The organism is Bacteroides stercorirosoris, assembly GCF_900142015.1.
GTDB lineage: Bacteria > Bacteroidota > Bacteroidia > Bacteroidales > Bacteroidaceae > Bacteroides > Bacteroides stercorirosoris.
The window spans coordinates 39,151-63,668 of record NZ_FQZN01000009.1; the positions used below are offsets into that span (position 1 = coordinate 39,151).

Genomic DNA, 24,518 nt, shown 5'->3' on the forward strand with positions numbered 1-24,518 from the left:
TATCTTTGTTATTCTAAGTAATCAACTTAACGAAAACGATTATATGATATCATTTAAAGACATCGAACTTACAGACAAAGAAGTCATCACATCCTATACACAGAACAGCCCCCGGCGCAACTGTGACCTTTCATTTTCCAACCTCTGTAGCTGGCGTTTCCTTTACGATACGCAATTTGCCGTGCAGGACGGATTCCTGATACTGAAATTCTGGGCAGGTGACAAACTAGTGTACATGATGCCGGTAGGAAACGGAGATTTAAAGAAAGTACTGGAAGATATGATAGAAGATGCCGGACAAGAAGGTGAACGCTTCTGTATGCTTGGCGTATGCGCAGGTATGCGGGCAGACCTGGAAGCCATCATGCCGGGCAAGTTCCACTTTGAAGCGGACAGGGATTATGCCGATTACCTGTATCTGCGTACCGACCTCTCCACATTAGCGGGTAAAAAGTTCCAGGCCAAACGGAACCACCTCAACAAGTTCCGTCGGACTTACAATTACGAATACGTCCCTCTCACCCCCGACCGCATCCGGGAGTGTCTTGACCTGGAAGCCGAATGGTGTAAAGTGAATAACTGCGACCAGCACGAAGGTACCGGTAACGAACGTCGTGCCCTCATCTACGCATTGCACAATTTCGAGGCACTCGGCCTGACAGGTGGCATCCTTCATGTGAACGGCAAGATTGTAGCTTTCACATTCGGTATGCCTATCAACCAGGACACATTCGGAGTACATGTGGAAAAGGCCGACACCAGTATTGATGGTGCCTACGCCATGATAAACTATGAATTCGCCAACCATATCCCCGAACAATATATTTATGTCAACCGGGAAGAAGACCTGGGTATTGAAGGATTGCGTAAAGCCAAGCTATCCTATCAGCCGACCATCATTCTGGAGAAATATATGGCGTGCCTGAACGAGACTCCCGTAGAACCTGTGAAATGGTAACTCCATATTTATACAGTCAATTAAGTAATAAGCAACACATAGTTAAGTAGAAAAAGAGAAATGCGTGAGAAAGTAAGGAAACTGTGGAAACTTTGTTTCAATGACAGCAAAGAGTTTGTGGATATGTATTTTCGCCTCCGTTACAACAACGATGTCAACGTCGCTATCGAAAGCGGCAATGAAGTCATTGCTGCCTTACAGATGCTGCCCTATCCCATGACTTTTTGTGGCAATGAGGTAGCTACAGCTTATATTTCAGGAGCCTGCACCCATCCCGATTACCGCAGCCGGGGCGTGATGCGCGAACTGCTCTCACAAGCATTCGGACGTATGTATCGTAATGACATCGCTTTCAGCACTCTTATCCCCGCCGAACCGTGGTTATTCGATTATTACGCCCGTACAGGCTATGTAACGGCTTTCCGCTATGGCAAGCGTACGTTCACCCTGCCTGCTGACGGAAAAGACTCCTTCTCTCCCGTTCCACCTACCGGCATTGCCTGGAAATTCCAGACTTTCACGGACTACAACGAAGACATCTATTGCTACCTGAATCGTAAAATGCAGGAACGTCCTTGCTGTCTGCAACATACGGAAGCCGACTTCCGTGTGGTTCTCGCCGATTTGGAATTAAGTGAAGGATATATTTTCACTTTATCAGACGAGTTAGGGATTGCGGCTCTTGCCGTTGCTTATCCGGATGAAACCTCTTCCATTCTTCATATCGGCGAATTACTATCTGACACTCCTGAAGTGGAACGTCTGCTATTTACCTATATCTGCCGGAGCATACAGACAGAAATCCTTCATATCGTCATGCCCCTCGCAAAAGGCCAACCTGCTTTCGACTTAGGAATGATACGTATCATTCAAGCCAAACCGGTTCTTCAGCTTTATGCAGCCACCCACCCGGAAGAAGAAATGAATATCGACCTCGTTGATGACCAGCTATCTGCCAACAATGGTTATTATTATCTGAACAAGGGAAAGTGCATGTATAGCCACAAGCGCATCCCGGGAGCTCACGAGCGACTGACCATCGGGCAATTGACCGCAAAAGTATTCTCGGCAGAACAGGCGTATATGAGTTTGATGCTGAATTAAAAATCCCGTCCTTTCTGACATCAATCAGGAAAGAACGGGATGTTTATCTTAAAAGGTTATTTCTTTAAAGACCGCTGAAGTCCACTCCTTCAAACACTAATGAAGGTATCAGCCAGCTACGATCTTTACGCGCATCATTTCCGATAGCCGCAAGTGAGTTCCACAAGGTGAGGAAATTCCCGGTAACGTTCATCTCATTGACAGGCTGCGTCAGCTTACCGTTCTCAATGAGGAAACCTTCGATACCGTATGAGAAGTCACCGGTATTGCTATTGCTGTTACCGCCATTCAGTCCGGTCACAAGAATACCGTTAGTCACATCGGCAATCAGCCCGTTCAAGTCTTTATCTCCCGGAGTCAGCACCAGGCGTGACGGGCCGCTGATAGTAGGCGCTACCCCCATCTTCTTAGCATTATAAGTATCGAAGAAGTAAGTCTTCAGCACACCATTCTCAAAAATCGGACGGCGTTCCGTAGCCACACCTTCGCCATCGAAATAGCGTGAGCCATTGGCACCGATAACGTGCGGGTCATCCATCAGCGTCAACTTATCAGAAGCCACCTTCTGGTCCAGCTTATCTATCAGGAAAGAGTTCTTCTGTTGCAAGGAAGAACCATAAAGGGCACTCAATACAGGACTCAACATACGACCGGAACTCATCGGATCAACCACCATTGTATATTTACCCGACTTCACCTTCTTCTGTCCTAACTTACGCAGCACACGCTCCAGAGCCTTGGCGCCGATATCTGTTTTCGGCAATGCATCATAGAATAGTGTACTTTCATACCAATAGTCCGACGGACGTGCCTCGCCCTCTCCCCTGACTGCCACACTGGCGCTTACCGAATACCAGGTTGATTTGGATTCTCCTTCGAAGCCATTGCTCATCAGACGATAGGAAGCATTCTCACCGTCACTGTAAGAAGTCTCCACAGAGATGATACGGTCATTCTTGCCCAATACCTCTTCAGCGGCAGCACGGGCACGGGCTACCTTATCATCAGGATTGATGCCAAAGATTTTACCATCAAACAGTTTCAGGTCGGGCTTGCCACCTTTATAATAACGGGCAGGATCAGCCAGCACACGGAATTCATCTTCAGCCAGGTAACGGGTAGATTCGATACCATTCTTAATGAAACTTTCCAGCTCTTTCTTATCCAGACGGTTGGTAGAATAATTACCATAACGTCCGTCTACGTACAAATTTATTCCCAGACCACTTTCGGAAGCCTGCTGCAAGCGGTCCATCTTGGCGTCGCGCAGTTCGAAAGAAGTATTTGAGTTGGCATACAATATTACTTTGGCTGCCTGGCAACCGTTTTTCAGAGCGAAGTCCATCGCCCATTGAGCCAGTTTTTTATTATCGTCTGTTATCATCAGTTTTCTCCTCCTACCGTTAATTTACTTACTAAAGCCGATGGCATACCGCAGGTCACAGGACAAGATTGTCCGTCCTTACCGCACGTCCACGTACCGTTATCTATCTGGTCATTGTTTGCCACCATGGTGATGTCTGCCAATGCCTTCGGACCGTTACCGATAATATTGATATCCTTGATGGGCTGTGTCAGCTTGCCGTCTTCGATAAGATAGCCGAACTTCACGAAGAAAGTAAAGTCACCCGCACCGATCTGCACCTGTCCGTTAGTGAACTGGTAGGCATAGATACCGTTTTTCACAGTAGAGATGATATCTTCTTCTTTCATGTTTCCGGCTTCCATATAGGTGGCGCGCATACGCGGAATAGGCACATTGCGGAACGTATCGCGACGACCGTTTCCGGTAGGAGCCACACCGTAATGCTTGGAACTGATACGGTCGTGCAGATAGCTGGTCAGCACACCATCTTTCACGATATAAGTTTTCTGACCTTCCACACCTTCATCGTCGAAGTTCACAGAACCACGGTTGAAAGGAATGGTGCCGTCATCTACCACACTGATGTGTTCGTTGCAAACCTTCTTGTTCAGTTGGTCGGCAAAGATGGAAGTGTTCTTGCGGTTGAAGTCGGCTTCAAAGGCATGTCCTATGGCTTCGTGCAACAAAATACCCGAACCACCGGCAGCCATCACTACAGGCAGTTCACCGCCTTTGGGCTTAATGGCCTTGAACATAATTGCCGTATTATCCACCACCTCACGTGCCAGAACTTCAATAATATCATCCGACAGGAATTCGAAACCCTTACGATAAGAACGGGTAGCATAATTATTTTCCATACGCCCATCCTCTTCCATCACGCAGAAAGCCATATAGGACACCATCGGGCGGTAATCATAGTAAGTGACGCCTTCGGAATTGCAGAACAGCACATGGGTAGTGCTATCACTCAGACCGGCCTGCACTTTGCGCACGCGTTTATCCAATGAGAACACCTTGTCATTCAGTTTCTGCAAGTAAGGCATTTTAGCTTTCAAATTCACTTCTTCCCAGGGGGTCACTACGGAGTAACGGTCTCTTTCAATCGTTTTTTCCTTGAACGCCACCGGTTTACCGGCTTTGCCCGAAGAGGCGATACGGGCAGCGGTACGTGCCGCACGCAGCATTTCTTCCAAAGTCACGCCTTCTACGTAAGCATAACCGCTTTGGTCGCCTGCCAATACGCGTACTCCCATACCGAAGTCGATATTCGAACTGCAACTATTTACCTTACCGTCCATCAGACTGACATTATTGTTGAAAGAGTGCTCGAAATAGAGGTCGGCATAATCTCCACCTTTCTCAAGGGCAACGGTCAGCACTTTCTTCAAGTCCGCTTCCGTTACACCGAAATGGTTCATTGCCGCATCTACGGCAGACTTTTTGTCCGTTCCTCCCAAAGCTCCCCGTACCGTATCCGGCAAGGCAAGTGACGGAGCAGCCAGCGAACCTAATACCGCCAAACTCCCCATCCGTAAGAAATTCCGTCTATCCATCTTTTTATTCTTTAAGATTGCTAATAATTATCTATGTTATGCTATTGCTATTCTGTACAATAAGACGCCATTTACTACCATTTTGTCACACCGGACTTTAATTTTCTTTTGTCAACAGGCTCTCCAATTCTTCCGCATTCAGGCGCAGGTAGAATTGTCCCTTGTGAGCAACAGAAATAGAACCTGTCTCTTCGGAAACGATAATAGCCATCGCATCGGACTCCTGGGAAATGCCCATCGCCGCACGGTGGCGCAGTCCCAGCTCCTTCGGTATATCCAGATTGTGCGATACCGGCAATATACATCCCGCAGCTTTAATACGGCCTTTACTGATAACCATCGCACCATCATGCAGAGGACTGTTCTTGAAGAAAATATTCTCTATCAGGCGCTGATTGATGTCGGCATTGATAACCTCACCCGTACGCACCACATCATCCAACGGGAAATTATGTTCGATGACAATCAAGGCTCCTACCTTCTGTTTGCCCATACTGATGCAAGCCATCACCACCGGCATGATTTCCTCATGCTGCATATTCTCTTTCTTATTTCCGGTAAAGAAGCGCACCAACGCGCTGGCATGCTGGTGCGAACCAAGCGTCAGCAGAAAACGCCGTATTTCGTCCTGAAACAGAATAATCAGTGCAACCACTCCCACGCTCACCAACTTGTCAAAGATGGAACCGAGCAACTTCATCTCCAATACCTGGGATACCACCAACCATATCAATATGAATATCAGAATACCCGTAAACACATTGATGGAACCGGAAGCTTTCATCAGCTTATACGTATAGTAAAGCAGAAATGCAACCAACAGAACGTCGATAATATCTTTTACGCCAATATCAAAAAACACGGACTTTAATTTTTAATTATGAACTTTCAATTATTAATTATGAGTGAGGTGACTTTCCATATCACTCCGTCACCTTATCACTGTTTTCCCGCATTGCTTCCACAATCTTCACCGTTTCCACAGCTTCACGCACATCGTGCACCCGGAGGATGTCGGCACCTTTCATCAGGCAGATAGTATCAAGCACTGTCGTTCCGTTCAACGCATCCTGCGGAGTATTTCCCAGCAGACGGTATATCATCGACTTGCGGGAGACACCCACCAGCAAAGGTAACTCAAAAATTCGGAATTCTTCCAAATGCGCCAGTAGTTCATAGTTATGTTCCACTGTCTTTCCAAAGCCGAAACCGGGATCGAGAATAATATCCTTTACACCCAAATCGCGCAATTGCTGCACCTTCCGGGCAAAATACATGAAAACTTCTTTCAGGAGATTGTCATAATGCGGATGTTGCTGCATACTTTGCGGAGTGCCTTGCATATGCATCATGATATAAGGCACGTTCAGTTCCGCCACTGTACGGAACATCTCTGCATCCATCTCTCCGGCGGCAATATCATTGATGATCGCCACACCGTACTCTTCCACACACATCTTTGCCACATCCGCCCGGAAAGTATCGACGGAAATAACAGCTTCGGGATGCGTTTTACGCAAAATTTCCAGTCCCATGCGCAGCCGCTCCATCTCTTCGTGGGGCGAAACGTTTTCCGCATTAAGCCGCGAAGAATAGGCGCCGATATCTATAATCGCGGCACCTTCGTCCAGAATCTGTCGGGCCCGTCCGGCTATTTCAGCCTCAGTCTGCATACGGGAACCGGCATAAAAAGAATCGGGGGTCACGTTCAATATACCCATGACACGGGGAGTGGAAAGGTCGAGCAAAGAACCGTTGATATTGATATATTTAGAGGATACTGCTTCCATGGTTAGTCCTTTTTCGTTTATACTTTGCAAATGTAGCCAAAAAAGAGTATCACAATTGCATAAAATATAAAAAAACAAATTAACTTTGCTCAGTATTGACAACTAATCGAAAGAAGTAGTAAACTATGAAGGTATGCAGGAGTGCCGGAGCGGCATCTTTTTTCCTACTATTATTCTGGTTGCTTACTCCCGGGCGAGTTTGCGGACAAGAAACAAACGAACAAGAAAAATATCACGTAGACAGTACATTATTTGTCTACTACCAGCGTTGTAGGACAGAAGTGACATCACCTTCCGTCATGCAAAAGTTGGATACCCTTTTTCAAATGGCCAAAGAAAAGGGAGACGAACGTATGCAGGCAGTAGCCCTTTCCACTAAAGTAGACCATTTTTATTTCAGCCCGTCTTTCGAAGGACAGGAAGACAGCCTGATTTTCTACACCAATACAGTCAAAGACTTTTCCCTAAAGACCGACCAGCCCCAATACTACTATTTTGCATGGGCAAACCGCCTCATCACCTACTACACCAAACAAAAGAAATTCAACCTGGCGCTTTATGAAGCCAACAAAATGCAAAAAGAGGCTGAAAGCCGGGAAGAGATTGACGGTATGCAAAACTGTTACCAGGCATTATTCCGCATCTATCAGAGCAAGGAACTCTATAAACAGGCTGCTTTGTATGCCCAAAAACTGATAGATATGACCTTGAAATACAATATGAACCAATATAATCTGGCAAATAAGTATCTCGAATTAAGTAATTGTCACCTGCAAAATAATGCCCCCCAAAAGGCCTGGGAAGCTATCGAAGAAGCTAAAAAATACATAATCAATGAAATGCAGCAAGGCTATCTCCTGTGCGCCACTCTCCGTTATTATGTTCATGTAGAAGACCTGCCCAAAGCCGGTACGGTATTGGAAGAGGCAACGCAGCTTTACAACAGCAACACAGAACTAAAGGCCAAGCGCCTGACACACTTATTGGAAGCTGCCGTCGACTACTACATGAAGATAGGTGAATATGACAAAGCCCTGGCAATGCAGACACAGTCATTTGGGATTTTAAAGCAAAACGGGTTTATTCCTCCAATCGCATATCGCAGGCTCGGCCTCATTCATGCCAGCAAAAAGGAATATCAGAAAGCCATTGACAATTATGAACATGCGTTTTTGCTCAGTGATTCACTCGGCAGCATCCAGGAAGACAGATCGGCAGGAGAATTTGCCACCATCCTGGGAATGGAGCAACTGAATCAGGAGAACAAAGAACTGATACGGAAGAATCAGGAAATTCAACTGGAAAACCGGCGGCGCCTCATCATCCTCTTATGCATTATCGTGGCAAGTTTCGCATTCATGTTCTTCCGCGAGGTACGGTTGAACAAGATTCTGCGCCGCGCCAAAGATGTGGAGCAAAGCGCCAGCCGTATGAAAACGGAGTTCATACAGAACATGAGCCACGAGATACGCACTCCACTGAATTCCATTGTCGGCTTCTCTCAATTACTCGGCAGCATCTCCGGAAAAGATGAAGAAGCGAAAGAATATACTGATATTATCGAACAGGGAAGCAACCATCTGCTCCAACTGGTGGACAATGTGCTCGAACTGGCAAACCTCGACAGTGGTACACCTATCCTGACCGATACGAAAGTTGAAATAGGCAAATTGTTCCGGCAATGGATGGAAGAGACGAAAAATTCGTTCAAACCCGGAGTAGAACCGGTTTACGAACCGGGGCAGGAAGAGGTTTACGTACACACTAATCCCGGACGTCTCACCCAGGTGATATCACACCTGCTCCACAATTCAGCCAGGTTTACAGAAAAAGGCAGCATCACACTTGCCTGGCATACCAATCCCAAACAAAAACTCCTGACGATCAGCGTAACGGACACCGGTATCGGAATCCCCCAAGACAAACAGGATTTTGTATTCGAACGTTTTGCCAAAATAGACACATTCTCCACAGGAACCGGACTGGGGCTTGCACTCGGACGCCTCATTATGGAGAAAATGGGCGGCAGTCTCACGCTCGACGGCAAATATACCGGAGGATGCCGCTTTGTATTAACTTTACCCCTGAAATAACACAAACAAAATACCACAAAGTCTTTTAGTTTCAAAAAAGATAAATTAACTTTGCGGAAAGTGCATTAATAATCAACTATGAAAACAAAGAGGACAGCTTTGCATATCCTTACTGTTTTGCTCTGCCTCACGACATTATGCAGCCTCCCGATGCGAGGACAGCAAAGAGACACGCAGAAAGAATACAATGTAGATAGTACATTATACGTTTACTATCTCCGTTGTAAAGCCGAAATGAGTTCTCCCATTATCATGCAAATGTCAGATACCCTCTTCCAGATGGCAGTTCAGAAGAACGACCAACGCATGCAGGCGGTAGCATTGTGTAATAAACTGGATTTCTACTACTTCCAGGGAACGCAAGGAGATAGCATAAGCCACTATGTAGATGTAGTAAAGGATTTCGCCCGCAAAACCCACCAGCCCAAATATTACTACTTCGTATGGAGCAAACGGCTCATCAACTTCCACATCAAGCAATACCAATATAACATTGCCTTGTACGAAGCGAACAAGATGATGAAAGAAGCCGAACAGGAAAAGTATATGGACGGTATAGCCGGCGCCTACAATGTTCTCAGCACAATCTACCAGTGCAAAAGATTGTTCAACCTGGCTGTAGACAATAAAAAGAAAGAGATAGAAATTATTCTGAAATATGGCCTGGACACATACAACCTGACCACTTCCTATTCTGTACTGGCCAACCTCTATTGTGAATTGGGAGAAACCGAAAGAGCCTATGAAAGCCTGCAAAAAAGCGCTTCATGCCTCTACAGCAGTACACAAGAGTTTTATAATTACGTTCGTTTCGCCCAGTATTACCTTGTCATCGAAGACTTTTCCAAGGCCTGGGAATATCTGGAAAAAGCAAAACATTTATCCGATACAAAAAAAGAAGTGCGGAAAAATCTCCAGGAGTATTATGAAGTACTAAAGAGATATTATACGCAGACGAAACAATACGAAAAGGCACTGAAAACCCTGAATTATTCGCTCTCCACCTTCGGGAAGAATAGGAAGGACAATATGGACGCAACGCTCAATCGTGCTTCAATATATTATTATATGGGCGACATGGTCAATGCCGCCAGATATTTCATGGAATATTATCAGCTGAATGACTCGGCACAGATACATAATGAAGACATCACATTGGGAGAATTCTCCGCCATGCTAGGTGTGGAGGGGTTGAAACTGGAAAAGAGCGAATTGCAACAGCAGATGCAGCAACGCGATCTGGTAAACAAACAACGCATCATCATCTTCCTGATAGCGTTACTGACCCTCGGTCTCATTATTTTCTACCGCGAGCATCTCCTTAACGGCCGCTTGCGCATATCCCAAAAGCAACTTAGCGAGAAGAACAACGAACTGCTCCTCTCACAGGAAGCATTGAAATATGCCAAAGAGCAAGCGGAAGACGGCAGCCGCATGAAGTCGGAATTCATACAGAACATGAGCCACGAAATACGCACGCCACTCAACTCCATCGTAGGCTTCTCACAAATACTCAGCAGCTACTTCAGCGATAATGACGACACGAAAGAGTATGCCCACATCATCGAGCAGAACAGCACCAACCTCCTGCAACTCGTCAATGATGTACTCGACCTCTCCTATCTGGATGGCGAACGGGATATACCCACACAGACCATTGCAGACATCACCGGTGTCTGCCAGACTTGCATCGACCAAATACGCTTCAAACTGAAACCGGATGTGCAACTGACATTCATCCCCGAACGTGAGAATTTCACCATGCAGACAAATCCCGACCGTATCTCGCAGATACTGATGAATCTCCTGCAAAACGCGGCAAAGTTCACACAAGAAGGCAGCATCACCCTCACATACCATATCCGCGAAGAAGAGAAAAAGATTCTGTTCAGTGTGGCCGATACGGGCATCGGCATTCCGGCGGATAAGCAAGAAGCCGTATTCGAGCGCTTCACCAAGCTGGATACATTTGTTCCCGGCACAGGATTGGGCTTATCCATCAGCCGGATGATTGCCGAAAAGATGGGTGGTACGCTTGTCGTAGACTCAACCTATACCACAGGTTGCCGCTTCGTCCTGACTTTACCTCTAAAAGAATAAAAACATTTCACCCTAAACGTACCACTGTAGCGGAGAATATCTATCTTTGCAACGTTTTAGACAACAGAGTATAACAACGTTTCAAATAAGGAGACAGTTATGGATATCACCGCCCTTTACAAGATATTTCAGGAATGCAGCAGCGTGACCACCGACAGTCGCAACTGCCCCAAAGGTTCTTTATTCATCGCCCTGAAAGGCGATAACTTCAATGGAAATGCCTTTGCCGCCAAAGCACTCGAAGCCGGCAGTGCTTACGTCGTAGCAGACGAAGCCGAACACGTTCCGGCAGGAGATTCACGTTATATATTAGTAGACAATTGCCTGCACGCACTGCAACAGCTTGCCAATTACCATCGCCGCCAACTGGGCACCCGCCTCATCGGCATCACAGGCACCAATGGGAAAACCACTACCAAAGAGCTGATGGCCGCTGTCCTTTCGCAGACCTATAATATACTTTATACGCTGGGAAACCTGAACAACCACATCGGTGTCCCCCTTACTTTGTTGCGCCTGAAACCGGAACATGAACTCGGCATCATAGAAATGGGTGCCAGCCATCCGGGAGACATCAAAGAACTGGTAGACATAGCCGAACCGGATTATGGCATCATCACCAACGTAGGCAAGGCACACCTGGAAGGTTTCGGCTCTTTCGAAGGAGTCATCAGAACCAAAGGAGAGCTATACGATTACCTCCGCGAACGTGGCAATTCCACCATCTTCATCCACCACGACAACGCATATCTGAAAGAGATAGCCGGAGGATTAAATCAGATCCCTTATGGAAGCAAAGACGGATTGTATATCAGCGGCCACGTAACAGGCAATTCCCCCTATCTGGCTTTTGAATGGAAAGCGGACAAGGAGGGTGAATGCCACGAAGTGCAGACACAGCTTATCGGCGAATATAACTTCCCGAATGCGCTGGCCGCCATTACCATCGGCCGTTTCTTTGGTGTAGAGCCGGAAAAAATAGATGCTGCATTAGCCGCTTATACCCCACAGAATAACCGGTCGCAACTGAAGCAAACCGCAGACAATACGCTTATCATCGACGCATACAACGCCAATCCCACCAGCATGCAGGCTTCGCTTGCCAACTTCCACAATATGAAAGTCGAAAACAAGATGCTGATATTGGGAGATATGAGAGAATTGGGAAAGGACGGACCGGAAGAGCATCAGAAGATTGCAGATTTCCTCACGGAATGTGGTTTTGAGGATGTGATGCTGGTAGGCGAACAGTTTGCCGCAGCCAGACACAGTTTCCCGACCTACCCGGATGCCGCCGCAGTTATCGAAGTATTGAAGCAAAGCAAACCTCACGGGAAAACCATTCTTATCAAAGGTTCGAATGGAATCAGACTGAATACGGTGATTGATTATCTATAATCAATCACCACCTGGTTACGATTTCTTCATCATCCGCGGACGCAGAACGAAGTAACCTATCAGCGAAGCGATAACTGCTCCTGTGGTATTCGCCGCAAAATCCAACCAGTCGCCACCACGGTAAGTGGTGCAATACTCCTGCAACAACTCCACTATTCCACTGAACAGCACCGGGCACACGAATGCCCCTACCCACGCATGCCACAAAGGAGAATCATTTCTCCGATGTGCCCTGAGAAATTCCAGCCACAACATGCCGGACATACCCAGATACATACAAACATGTACAATTTTATCAATATTAGGAATATTGCTTAAATCCGTTGTTGGCGGTTTGAAAAACGACAAATAAATCACTGTCAGTATAATCAGTAACGATGCCGGATATTTCTTAATATAGTATAGCATATCTCAATTTAGAATCGATTTGTGCACAAAAGTACAGAACATTTTCTATATTTGCATGTTTTAGTAGAGAATAATAACGAAATGAAAGAAAAATCTACTTTTTTATGACGAAAAATGATAGAGCCAACTTTGGGAGCAAATTAGGCGTCATACTTGCTTCGGCAGGTTCCGCAGTCGGCCTGGGAAATATCTGGCGGTTTCCTTATGAGACCGGCAATCACGGCGGTGCCGCGTTTATTCTCATCTATTTGGCATGCGTACTTATTTTAGGGATTCCGATCATGGTATCCGAGTTCCTTATCGGCCGTCACTCGCGCGCCAACACAGCAGGAGCTTATCAGAAACTGGCACCGGGCACACACTGGCGTTGGGTGGGCCGGATGGGTGTATTGGCGGGATTCCTGATTCTGAGCTATTATTCGGTAGTGGCCGGATGGACGTTGGAGTTCATCGGTGAGGCAGTTACGGATAATTTTGCCGGGAAAACGTCAGCCGATTATATCAACACCTTCAATTCTTTCTCCGCAAATCCCTGGCGGCCGGTTATCTGGTTGATGCTCTTTCTCTTTGCCACCCATTTCATCATCGTAAAAGGAGTGGAAAAAGGTATTGAAAAGTCTGCCAAGATTATGATGCCGATGTTATTTGTCCTGCTGGTCATATTGGCGGCATGCTCCATATCATTGCCGGGTTCGGGCGCAGGTCTGAAGTTTCTGCTGAAACCCGAATGGGATAAAGTGAATGCGAACGTATTCCTGAGCGCTATGGGACAAGCCTTTTTCTCTTTAAGTCTGGGAATGGGATGTCTTTGTACCTATGCGTCTTATTTCAAGAAAGACACGAATCTGACGAAGACAGCTTTCAGTGTCAGCATCATCGACACATTCGTTGCGATATTGGCAGGACTTATCATCTTCCCGGCAGCATTTTCGGTAGGCATCCAGCCCGATGCAGGGCCGAGCCTCATCTTTATAACGTTGCCGAATGTATTTCAACAGGCTTTTAGCGGTATACCTTTATTGGCATATATATTCTCCGTCATGTTCTATGTCCTTCTGGCGGTTGCCGCACTCACTTCCACCATTTCCATGCACGAAGTAGTGACGGCTTATCTGCACGAAGAATTCCATCTGAGCCGTAAACGTGCGGCAAGTATCGTGACGGGCGGTTGTATGTTTTTAGGTATCTTATGCTCGCTCTCGCTGGGGGTAGGCAGAGATTACACTATATTCGGCCTGAACCTGTTCGATTTGTTCGACTTCGTTACGGCTAAGATTATGTTACCGTTAGGTGGCCTGTGCATTTCCCTTTTCACCGGCTGGTATCTGAACAAGAAGATAGTCTGGGAAGAGGTAAGCAACAACGGGACACTGAAAGTAACGTTCTACAAACTGCTGATATTCATATTGAGGTTTATAGCTCCAATAGCAATTTCACTCATCTTCATCAAAGAGTTAGGATTTCTGAAGTTGTAGGAAGATGCAAAATCCATTCAAAGATTTCTTTTATTTCTCCCGGGGAGAAAGACGAGGCATACTGGCGCTCATAGTCGCAATAGGTATCGTTCTTCTCTCCGGGTATTTTATATCAGTGTGGCAACAAAGAGGCAATATCCGCCCGATGGATATAGCGCAACAAGCCACTGTCCGGCAGGAATACGAGGAATTCATAGCTTCACTGGAAGAGGAAGCATCGCCCCGGAAGAAACAATACACCTCTTATGAACGAGAGGAAGAAAGTACCCCTGTAGTTCTGACACCTTTCAATCCGAACAGGGCAGACTCTACCGCATTCCGGCATTTAGGTTTACCTGCCTGGATGATTAAAAACATTTTGCATTACCGTTCCAAAGGTGGCAAGTTCCGGAAAGCGGAAGATTTCAAAAAGATATATGGCATGACGGAGGAACAATATGCTGTTCTTTCAGCTTATATATACATTGCTCCGGAAGATACAATTCGCAACACACCACAATTATACATCCACCAACCTGCAGCAATAGAAAATATAAAGTATGCATCCGGCACTGTAATCGATCTGAACCTTGCCGACACCACCGAACTAAAAAAGATACCCGGCATCGGAAGCGGTATAGCCCGCTTGATCGTGGGTTACAGACAACAGTTAGGTGGATTTTATCGTATTGAGCAATTGAGGGATATCCATCTCGACGACCGGCTGTTGCAAGATTGGTTCAGTATAAAGCCGGCAAGTATTCATCGTATCAATCTGAACCGCGCCAGCGTAGACAGGTTGCGTTCCCACCCCTATATCAACTTCTATCAGGCCAAGGCATTTGTAGAATACCGTAAGAAAAAAGGCTCGCTGACAAGCCTTAAACCTTTCTCTCTCTATGAGGAATTTACGGAAGCGGATTTAGAAAGAATCAGCCAGTATATTTGTTTTGAGTGATGCCGTTGGGTAAACAAAATGCTTTGTTCAGTCCTGACGGGATTTGAACAGAGCAGGCATTCATTGCGCAGCTCAAGGCTGAAAGCCTTTTATCTTATAGCCCAGGGCAGCGCCCTGGGAATTGAGTAATGTTTATCCCTGCGCCCTGTAAGGGCATAACAGCACACATCGGCTTTTGCCCTTACAGGGCGTAAGATTGTGAGGCCATCCATTACCCAGGGCGTTGCCCTGGGCTATAAGATAAAAGCCTTTCAGGCTTGGGCTACGCTAAATCATCATTTGCTTCATTTCTACACAGTTTTGAATCAAAATCAAGAGTACAAAGCACTGCATCTGATTCTCCGTCAAGATGCTATTCGGACTCTTCCCATTGGCTAATCAGATTTTCCTCATTGCCTACTTTTTATTCGTTCCACTATAGTGGTCCGCAAGGGTAACTATAGTGTTCCTTGCGGACAACTATAGTGGAACGCAAGGACAACTATAGTGGAACGAAGAAAGAATGCCTGACAAAACAAGTCTTGTCAGCCAAGCGGCGAAAAAAGAAAGGCATACAGGAATCATCTTCTGAATACGAAGCAAATAGAAATAATTTATTCCTTCCGTCCGGCAATTTCCCCTTTCTCCTCCCTCCATTGTGTTAAAAACCCAGGATTTAAAAGCCTTTGAAATCTTTTTTTCCTTTTCATTGTTCTGATGCAATATATCATTCACATAAAAATTTAATGCAATGAAGAGAAACCTGAACCCTCCTATGAAGAGAGCCCTAAGGCTTAAAAAACTATTCTTGGCGGTGTGTTTCCTACTGATAGGTACCACCGCTTTCTCTCAGGAACGCACCGTGACCGGTGTCGTTACCGACTCATTTAATGAACCGCTGATAGGTGTATCTATAGTGGTACAAGGCACCAATACCGGCGTAGTAACCGGACTGGATGGAGACTACTCTATCCAAGTACCGGCGGGTGCCACCCTCGACTTCTCCTACGTAGGCATGGAGAAACAAAATATCAAGGTAGGCGACCGTAACGTCATCAACGTCCAGCTGAAAGAAGACTCACAGATGCTTGCCGAAACAGTGGTCATCGGTTACGGTAGTGCCAAAAAACGTGACCTGACCGGCTCCATCACCAACATTAAAGGTGATGAGATTGCCAACAAACCGGTTGCGAACCCGCTGTCCGCCCTGCAAGGCAAAGTGGCCGGTGTGCAAATCATCAACTCCGGCAAGGCGGGCGCCGACCCGGAAATCCGCGTGCGCGGCACGAACTCCATCAATGGCTACAAACCGCTGTATGTAGTGGACGGACTGTTCAATGACAACATTAACTTCCTGAATCCCCAGGACATTGAGTCTATGGAAATCCTGAAAGACCCTTCTTCACTCGCCATCTTCGGTGTGCGTGGCGCCAACGGTGTCATCATCATCACCACCAAGAAAGCCAAAGAAGGACAGACCCGTGTGAACATCAACGGCTCGTTCGGCTTCAAAGCCATCACAAACAAGATTGCGATGGTAGACGCAGAAGGCTTCAAACTGCTGTACAACGAACAGCTGAGAAACGAAGGCAACCCGGAATACAATTTCTCCGACTGGACCGGCAATACCAACTGGCAGGACGAAATCTTCCAGACCGGATTTATCACGAACAACAACATCAGCATCACCGGTGCCTCCGACAGACACAGTTTCTACCTCGGTGCAGGTTATGCCTACGAACAAGGCAACATCAAAAATGAGAAGTACAGCAAAATCACGTTGAACATCAGCAATGACTACAAGGTGACGGATAACTTCAAGGTAGGTTTCCAGTTCAACGGCGCACGTATGCTGCCGGCTGACACGAAGAGTGTCGCCACTGCCCTGCGTGCGGCTCCGGTAGCTCCGGTCTACAATGAAGAATATGGGCTGTATACTTCCCTCCCCGGTTTCCAGAAAGCGCAGATGAACAACCCGATGGTAGACGTGGAACTGAAAGCGAACACCACGAAAGCGGAAAATTACCGCGGTTCGGGCAACATATACGGACAATGGGACTTCCTGAAACATTTCCAGTTCAAGGCTATGTTCTCACTGGATTATGCATCCAACAGCACGCGGACTTACACACCGATTATACAGGTGTATGACGCCAGCGCCGAAGGAGACATCGCCACGCTGGGCACCGGAAAAACCGGAGTGAGCCAGGCGAAAGAAACAGAAATGAAAGTGCAAAGCGACTACCTGCTGACTTACACCAACTCGTGGGGCGACCACAACCTGACGGCTACAGCCGGTTTCACCACCTATTATAATAAGCTCGAAAATCTGAACGGAGCCCGCACACAAGGCGTAGGTCTGGTGATTCCGGACAACTCCGATAAATGGTATGTAAGCATCGGTGATGCAGCCACAGCCACAAACGGAAGTACACAATGGGAACGTAGCACAGTGTCGGTGCTGGCGCGTATCCTCTACAATTATAAAGGTAAGTATCTGTTCAACGGTTCCTACCGCCGCGACGGTTCTTCCGCATTCTCTTACACAGGCAATCAGTGGCAGAACTTCTACTCCGTAGGTCTGGGCTGGCTGATGAGCGAGGAAGAATGGATGAAAGGCATCGAGTGGCTGGACATGTTGAAGCTGAAAGGTTCATGGGGCACACTGGGCAATCAGAACCTGGACAGGGCTTATCCGGCAGAACCGTTGCTGACGAATGCCTATTCCGCCGTATTCGGTACTCCGTCCGCCATCTATCCGGGCTACCAGCTTGCCTATCTGCCCAATCCTAACCTGCGTTGGGAGAAAGTGGAAGCTTGGGAAATAGGTGCGGAAGCCAACTTCTTCCGCAACCGCCTGCACTTCGAAGGTGTGTACTACAAGAAGAAAACGAAAGACCTGCTGGCAGAAGTGCCGGGCATCTCCGGAACAGTGCCGGGCATCGGTAACCTGGGTTCCATTGAGAATTTGGGTGTGGAACTTGCCCTCAGTTGGCGCGACCAGATCGGCGACTGGGACTATAACGTGGGAGTAAACCTGGCAACCATCAAGAATAAAGTCCTGAGCCTCGTGCAAGACGGTTACTCCATCATTGCCGGAGACAAGAGCCAGAGCTACACAATGGCAGGCTATCCTATCGGGTACTTCTATGGCTACAAGGTGGAAGGTGTTTATCAGAGCCAGGAGGAAATAGACAACTCTCCGAAGAACAAGCTGGCAACCGTCACTCCGGGTGACCTCAAGTTCCGGGATGTGAACGGTGACGGTGAAATCACTACGGCAGACCGTACAATGATTGGTAATCCGACTCCGGATGTCACTTACGGCATTACACTCGGGGCAGGTTATAAGAACTGGGAATTGTCCGTGGATATGATGGGACAAGGCGGTAATCAGATTTACCGCACATGGGACAATTATACCTGGAGCCAGTTCAACTTCATGGCGCAGCGCATGGGCCGTTGGCATGGAGAAGGCACCAGCAACACCCAACCGCTGCTGAACACGAAGCATAGCATCAACAATATGAATTCTGAATATTACATAGAAGATGGCTCGTTCTTCCGCATCCGCAACGTGTCTCTAGCTTACAACTTCGACAAGGCGCTGATTTCCAAAATCGGCATGCAGGCATTGAAACTCTACGTGAACATACAGAACTTGAAGACGTGGAAGCATAACACCGGATATACACCGGAGTTGGGCGGAAGTGCCATTGCCTTCGGAGTGGATGACGGCAGTTATCCGATGCCGGCCATTTATACATTCGGATTTAACCTGACGTTTTAGGGGATTTTTTACCTACCACCCCGCCCTTTGGGCACCTCTCCTCCCAGGAGGAGAGGAATTGAGATAGTATCCTAAACCATTAATACCTTTAAATTATGAAGATAAAAAAATATATCCTGTCACTGTTGATTGGCGCAACCGCCCTCTCATTCAGTTCTTGTAATGACTTTCTAGACCGTGACCCGCTGGGACAGTTCACGGAAGATGACGCCCCGAACGCCCTTGTAGGCGGAAAGATATTTAACGTTTACTATCTGATGCGTGGTTACGACATCACCGCAGGTATCCCCGCCTTCATGGTGCACATGGTGCGCAGCGAGGACTCCGAAAAGGGTAGTGATGCCGGTGACGGTGGCGAACAGGCCGCTATGTGGGACGATTTTGAATATACGGCTTCCAATGGCCCGTTGGGCGCCTACTGGAGCCAGAACTACAAAATCATCTACCAGTGTAATGAGATTCTGGACGACATCGCGGGCAGTGACCACAAAGATGACACCGAGTCCATCCGCAACCGCGGCGAAGCGCTCTTCTTCCGTGCCTACTGTTACTTCAACCTAGTGCGTGCCTTTGGCGAAGTGCCTCTGGTGACCATCAAAGTAGTGGAAGCCTCCGATGCCAATGTCCCCAAAACCACTGCCGAGAAGATATACGAACAGATTGACAAAGACCTGACCGAAGCCGAAGACTGCCTGCCCCTGAGATGGGACAGCGACTACACGGGCCGACTCACCTGGGGTGCCGCACGCTCATTGCACGCACGCACCTACATGATGCGGGGTGACTGGGAGAACATGTACAAGGCTTCCACCGAAGTCATCACTTCCGGCATCTACAATCTGAACACTCCGGTAGATAAAGTCTTCACCGTGGAAGGTGAGAACTGTGGTGAAAGCATTTTCGAGTTACAATGCGAAGCCACCGATGCCATGAAGGAAGACGCCAGCATCGGCAGCCAATTCTGCCAGGTACAGGGTGTGCGTGGAGCCGGCGACTTCGACCTCGGCTGGGGTTGGCACATGGCTACCAAACTGATGGGCGAGGCTTTTGAAAAAGGTGACCCCCGCAAAGATGCCAGTTTGATATACTTCCGCCGCAGTGACGAAGAACCTATCACCCCGGAAACGACTAACAAGCCATACGGCGAATCACCCGTATCTACCGCCATGGGCGCTTACTTCAACAAGAAGGCTTATACAGACCCTGCACTGCGCCGTAAGTACACCCGCATGGGATTCTGGGTGAATATCCGTATCATCCGCTATCCGGACGTATTGCTGATGGCTGCCGAAGCGGCCAACGAGAAAGGTCTGATGGGCGAAGCAAGCGGTTATCTGGAACAGGTACGTGCACATGCCCGCGGCACGCTGACGGATGTATTGCCCAAAGTGGAGTCTCTTGACCAAAATGTCCTGCGCGAGGCCATCCGCCACGAACGCCGCGTAGAACTGGCATTGGAGCCCGACCGTTTCTATGACCTCGTGCGCTGGGGTATCGCACAGGAAGTGCTCCAGGCTGCCGGAAAGAACTATCAGCCGAAGAACGCACTGTTGCCTTTGCCGCAGACTGAGATAGATAAATCGAACGGGGTATTGGTGCAGAACCCGGACTACTAATTAATATAAACTGAAGTATATGAAAGCAATATTCAAAAAAGCAAGTCTGTTGCTGCTGGGCACCCTAATGAGTTTGGCAGCCGCACAGGCGCAGAATTCCCCGCTGGACATGGACCGATTCATCGACGCACTGATGAAACGGATGACCGTGGAAGAGAAGATTGGTCAGCTGAACCTACCCGTCACAGGCGACATCACCACAGGACAGGCCAAAAGCAGCGACGTGGCGCAAAAAATCGAGAAAGGGCTGGTAGGCGGCCTTTTCAACCTGAAAGGCGTAGACCGCATCCTTGAAGTACAAAAACTCGCAGTAGAAAAATCACGCCTCGGCATCCCCTTGCTATTCGGCATGGACGTGATACACGGATACGAGACTATCTTCCCCATCCCTCTGGGATTGTCCTGCACCTGGGATATGGCAGCCATCGAGCAGTCCGCCCGCATCGCCGCTATCGAAGCAAGTGCCGACGGCATCTCCTGGACGTTCAGCCCGATGGTGGATATCAGCCGCGACCCACGTTGGGGACGTGTCTCCGAAGGTTCGGGAGAAGACCCTTTCCTGGGTGGAGCTATTGCACAGGCTATGGTCCTCGGATACCAGGGTACGGATTTGAAAGACCAACTGCATCGCAACGATGAAATCATGGCCTGCGTCAAGCACTTCGCCCTGTATGGCGCCGGAGAGGCCGGACGCGACTACAACACCGTGGACATGAGCCGCAACCGGATGTTCAACGAATATATGTACCCGTATGAAGCTGCCGTAGAAGCCGGTGTGGGCAGTGTGATGGCTTCCTTCAACGAAGTGGACGGCATACCTGCCACCGGAAACCGATGGCTGATGACCGACTTACTCCGTGACAAGTGGGGTTTCCAGGGTTTCGTAGTAACGGACTTCACGGGCATTTCCGAAATGGTGGAGCACGGCGTGGGCGATTTGCAAACCGTCAGCGCCCTCGCCTTGAATGCCGGAGTGGACATGGATATGGTGAGCGAAGGTTTCGTAGGTACATTGATGAAATCCATCAAGGAAGGTAAAGTACGGATGGCTACGCTGAACACAGCCTGCCGCCGGATACTGGAAGCGAAATATAAACTGGGATTATTTGATAATCCTTATAAATACTGCGACGTGAACCGTCCGAAACGGGATATATTCACCAAAGAACACCGCGACGTGGCACGGAAGATTGCCGGAGAGAGTTTTGTGCTCTTAAAGAATAGTGCAGGTGTGCTTCCATTGAAAAAGCAAGGCACCGTTGCTGTCATCGGCCCCCTCGGAAACACCCGCAGCAATATGCCGGGCACATGGAGTGTAGCCGCCCGCCTCAACGATTATCCTTCCCTCTACGAAGGTCTGAAAGAAATGATGGCAGGCAAAGTCAACATCACCTATGCCAAAGGCAGTAACCTCATCGGCGATGCCGCCTACGAGGAACGTGCCACGATGTTCGGCCGTTCGCTGAACCGCGACAACCGCACGGATAAGGAGTTGCTGGACGAAGCCCTTCAGACGGCCGCCGGAGCCGATGTAATCGTAGCCGCACTGGGCGAGTCTTCCGAAATGAGCGGTGAAAGCAGTAGTCGCACGGAACTTGGCTTGCCCGACGTGCAGCACACTTTGCTGGAAGCTCTGCTGAAAACCGGTAAGCCCGTTGTACTGACTCTCTTCACCGGTCGTCCGCTGACGCTGACTTGGGAACAGGAACACGTTCCTGCCATTCTGAACGTATGGTTCGGCGGTAGTGAGGCGGCTTATGCCATCGGTGACGTCTTATTCGGTGACGTAAATCCGAGTGGCAAGCTGACAATGACTTTCCCGAAGAATGTAGGGCAGATACCTTTGTTCTACAATCATAAGAACACCGGACGCCCGTTGGCGGAAGGCAAATGGTTCGAGAAGTTCCGCAGCAATTATCTGGATGTGGACAATGAACCGCTGTATCCTTTCGGTTATGGTTTGTCGTACACCACTTTCCAATACAGCGACATTGCTCTGAGCACGCCGACACTGGGGAAAGACGGTTCCGTGACGGCCGTAGTCACCGTAACCAACACCGGAAAACGTGACGGTGCAGAGGTGGTACAGCTTTACATCCGCGACCTTGTAGGAAGCATCACCCGTCCGGTACGCGAACTGAAAGGTTTCAATAAAATCTTCCTCCGCGCCGGAGAAAGCAAGACGGTATCTTTCAAGATAACCCCTGACCTGCTACGTTTCTATGATTATAACCTGAATTACATTGCAGAACCGGGTGATTTTGATATCATGATCGGTGGAGACAGCCAGGCTGTGAAGACGGCAAGGTTGACACTGAAATGATAATTTATCGAAATGAAGAACTAAGAATGAAGAATTACCTAGCGACATGCTTGCATAGCGCAGCCAAATTCTTCATTCTTCATTCATCATTCTTCATTAAATTATCATTTATATCATCATTCACTCATTAACCCTTTATTAATATGAAGCATATACCTCAATACCTTTTTCCCCTCTTCTTCCTCCTCTTTCTTGGAGGCTGCAAGAACTCTAAATCCGGCAGTACCTCCCCGCTTACCGATGATGCCCTCATGGACACTGTCCAGCGCACTACTTTCAACTACTTCTGGGAGGGTGCCGAACCCAACAGCGGTCTTGCTCCCGAACGCATCCACATGGACGGCATCTATCCCGAAAAAGATCAGAACGTCGTCACCTCCGGCGGCAGTGGCTTCGGCATCATGGCCCTGATTTCCGGTATTGACCGTGGTTACATCACCCGTGCCGAAGGTCTCGCCCGTATGGAAAAGATAGTTTCCTTCCTCGAAAAAGCCGACCGCTTCCACGGTGCTTATCCACACTGGTGGTATGGAGATACCGGAAAAGTGAAACCCTTCGGGCAGAAAGATAACGGCGGTGACCTCGTCGAAACGGCCTTCCTCATACAAGGACTGCTTGCCGCACACCAATACTACGTCAACGGTAACGACAAAGGAGTATCTCCCAAAGATTATTCTCAAGGAGATTCTTCCCAAGCCGACAGTACCCTGACAGCCCGCGAGCAATCTCTTGCCCGCCGCATCGACACTCTTTGGCGTGATGTAGACTGGAACTTCTACCGTCAGGGCGACCAGAACGTCCTCTATTGGCACTGGAGTCCCGAATACGGTTGGGCTATGGACTTTCCCGTTCACGGCTACAACGAATGTCTCATCATGTACATCCTTGCCGCCGCATCGCCTACTCACGGAGTTCCCGCTACCGTTTATCATGACGGTTGGGCACAAAACGGCGCTATCGTCGAACCCCACAAAGTCGAAGGTATCGAACTCCATCTGCGTTACCAGGGCTGTGAAGCAGGCCCTCTCTTCTGGGCTCACTATTCCTTCCTCGGTCTGGACCCCACAGGGCTGAAAGACGAATACTGCGCCAGCTACTTCGACGAGATGCGCAACCTGACCCTCGTCAACCGTGCCTACTGCATCCGTAATCCGAAACATTGGAAAGGCTTCGGTGTCGACTGTTGGGGACTGACCGCCAGCTACTCCGTCAACGGCTATGCCGCCCATATGCCGAACGAGAAAGACGATCACGGCGTCATCTCCCCCACCGCCGCCCTGTCATCCATCGTTTATACCCCGGAACAGTCCCTTGCCGTCATGCGCCATCTCTACGAAATGGGTGACAAAGTCTTTGGCCCTTACGGTTTCTACGATGCCTTCAGCGAAACGGAAAACTGGTATCCCAAACGTTATCTCGCCATCGACCAGGGCCCGATAGCCGTCATGATAGAGAACTACCGCACCGGATTGCTATGGAAACTCTTCATGAGTCATCCGGATGTACAGGCAGGACTAAAGAAATTGGGATTCTCAATCAGCAATTAAAACGAATCAGGAGTTGAAATTCATTCATAACCGCTACAGAAAGGAGGTAAATTCAACTACTGATTCATATAATTAAAT

Annotated in this window: 16 protein-coding genes; 11 read left to right on the forward strand and 5 right to left on the reverse strand. The window is 48.2% G+C overall.

Features of this window, described 5'->3' with window-relative positions; genetic code table 11:
* Nucleotides 1-43 precede the first annotated feature (43 nt).
* Together BUC01_RS08420 and BUC01_RS08425 are read left to right on the forward strand one after the other, a co-directional pair.
* On the forward strand, nt 44-958 hold the full coding sequence (locus BUC01_RS08420) for a DUF2156 domain-containing protein (RefSeq protein WP_073313342.1): 915 nt from the start codon (nt 44-46) through the stop codon (nt 956-958).
* 60 nt (nt 959-1,018) lie between these two features.
* A complete protein-coding gene (locus BUC01_RS08425; RefSeq protein ID WP_025834613.1) occupies nt 1,019-2,062 on the forward strand; it encodes a GNAT family N-acetyltransferase in 1,044 nt (347 codons plus the stop codon).
* A 64-nt stretch (nt 2,063-2,126) separates the two neighbouring features.
* Here the strand turns inward: BUC01_RS08425 and BUC01_RS08430 are convergent, their stop codons facing one another.
* The 4 genes from BUC01_RS08430 to folP form a co-directional block, all read right to left on the reverse strand.
* Nucleotides 2,127-3,446 (reverse strand): TldD/PmbA family protein, encoded by a 1,320-nt coding sequence (locus BUC01_RS08430; protein ID WP_073313344.1) that lies wholly within the window; start codon nt 3,444-3,446, stop codon nt 2,127-2,129.
* Complete coding sequence (locus BUC01_RS08435) at nt 3,446-4,984, reverse strand: TldD/PmbA family protein (protein ID WP_025834611.1); 1,539 nt, start codon at nt 4,982-4,984, stop codon at nt 3,446-3,448. The genes BUC01_RS08430 and BUC01_RS08435 overlap by 1 nt, the downstream gene beginning before the upstream one ends.
* A 97-nt stretch (nt 4,985-5,081) precedes the next feature.
* Complete coding sequence (cdaA, locus tag BUC01_RS08440) at nt 5,082-5,846, reverse strand: diadenylate cyclase CdaA (protein ID WP_025834609.1); 765 nt, start codon at nt 5,844-5,846, stop codon at nt 5,082-5,084.
* Between the two features lie 61 nt (nt 5,847-5,907).
* Nucleotides 5,908-6,774 carry a dihydropteroate synthase gene (gene folP / locus BUC01_RS08445; protein WP_073313345.1) on the reverse strand — a complete coding sequence of 289 codons (867 nt, stop codon included), beginning with the start codon at nt 6,772-6,774 and terminating at the stop codon, nt 5,908-5,910.
* A 326-nt stretch (nt 6,775-7,100) separates the two neighbouring features.
* Here folP and BUC01_RS08450 point away from each other — a divergent pair, with 326 nt between their 5' ends.
* The 3 genes from BUC01_RS08450 (at nt 7,101) to BUC01_RS08460 (ending at nt 12,365) form a co-directional block, all read left to right on the forward strand.
* On the forward strand, nt 7,101-8,867 hold the full coding sequence (locus tag BUC01_RS08450) for an ATP-binding protein (protein WP_244895740.1): 1,767 nt from the start codon (nt 7,101-7,103) through the stop codon (nt 8,865-8,867).
* A gap of 78 nt (nt 8,868-8,945) precedes the next feature.
* A complete protein-coding gene (locus BUC01_RS08455; protein WP_025834607.1) occupies nt 8,946-10,967 on the forward strand; it encodes a tetratricopeptide repeat-containing sensor histidine kinase in 2,022 nt (673 codons plus the stop codon).
* A gap of 99 nt (nt 10,968-11,066) precedes the next feature.
* The gene (locus BUC01_RS08460; RefSeq protein ID WP_025834605.1) at nt 11,067-12,365 is read left to right on the forward strand and encodes a UDP-N-acetylmuramoyl-tripeptide--D-alanyl-D-alanine ligase; all 1,299 of its coding nucleotides are present in this window, start codon (nt 11,067-11,069) and stop codon (nt 12,363-12,365) included.
* Nucleotides 12,366-12,380: 15 nt separating this feature from the next.
* Here BUC01_RS08460 and BUC01_RS08465 read toward each other — a convergent pair whose 3' ends face one another.
* Entirely contained in the window at nt 12,381-12,773 is a 393-nt protein-coding gene (locus BUC01_RS08465; protein ID WP_025834603.1) for a VanZ family protein, read from the reverse strand.
* Between the two features lie 104 nt (nt 12,774-12,877).
* Here BUC01_RS08465 and BUC01_RS08470 point away from each other — a divergent pair, with 104 nt between their 5' ends.
* The 6 genes from BUC01_RS08470 (at nt 12,878) to BUC01_RS08495 (ending at nt 24,440) form a co-directional block, all read left to right on the forward strand.
* Complete coding sequence (locus BUC01_RS08470; RefSeq protein ID WP_025834601.1) at nt 12,878-14,248, forward strand: sodium-dependent transporter; 1,371 nt, start codon at nt 12,878-12,880, stop codon at nt 14,246-14,248.
* 4 nt (nt 14,249-14,252) lie between these two features.
* Nucleotides 14,253-15,185, forward strand: a complete 933-nt coding sequence (locus BUC01_RS08475; RefSeq protein ID WP_025834599.1) for a ComEA family DNA-binding protein — start codon at nt 14,253-14,255, stop codon at nt 15,183-15,185.
* 730 nt (nt 15,186-15,915) lie between these two features.
* A complete protein-coding gene (locus BUC01_RS08480) occupies nt 15,916-18,954 on the forward strand; it encodes a SusC/RagA family TonB-linked outer membrane protein (protein WP_025834598.1) in 3,039 nt (1,012 codons plus the stop codon).
* A 95-nt stretch (nt 18,955-19,049) separates the two neighbouring features.
* Nucleotides 19,050-20,570, forward strand: coding sequence for a RagB/SusD family nutrient uptake outer membrane protein (locus tag BUC01_RS08485; protein WP_073313348.1), 1,521 nt, complete (start codon nt 19,050-19,052; stop codon nt 20,568-20,570).
* A gap of 19 nt (nt 20,571-20,589) precedes the next feature.
* Nucleotides 20,590-22,893: a beta-glucosidase BglX gene (gene bglX, locus BUC01_RS08490; RefSeq protein ID WP_073313350.1), complete on the forward strand. Its 2,304-nt coding sequence runs from the start codon at nt 20,590-20,592 to the stop codon at nt 22,891-22,893.
* 143 nt (nt 22,894-23,036) lie between these two features.
* Nucleotides 23,037-24,440, forward strand: a complete 1,404-nt coding sequence (locus tag BUC01_RS08495) for a glucoamylase family protein (RefSeq protein ID WP_073313352.1) — start codon at nt 23,037-23,039, stop codon at nt 24,438-24,440.
* Nucleotides 24,441-24,518 lie beyond the last annotated feature (78 nt).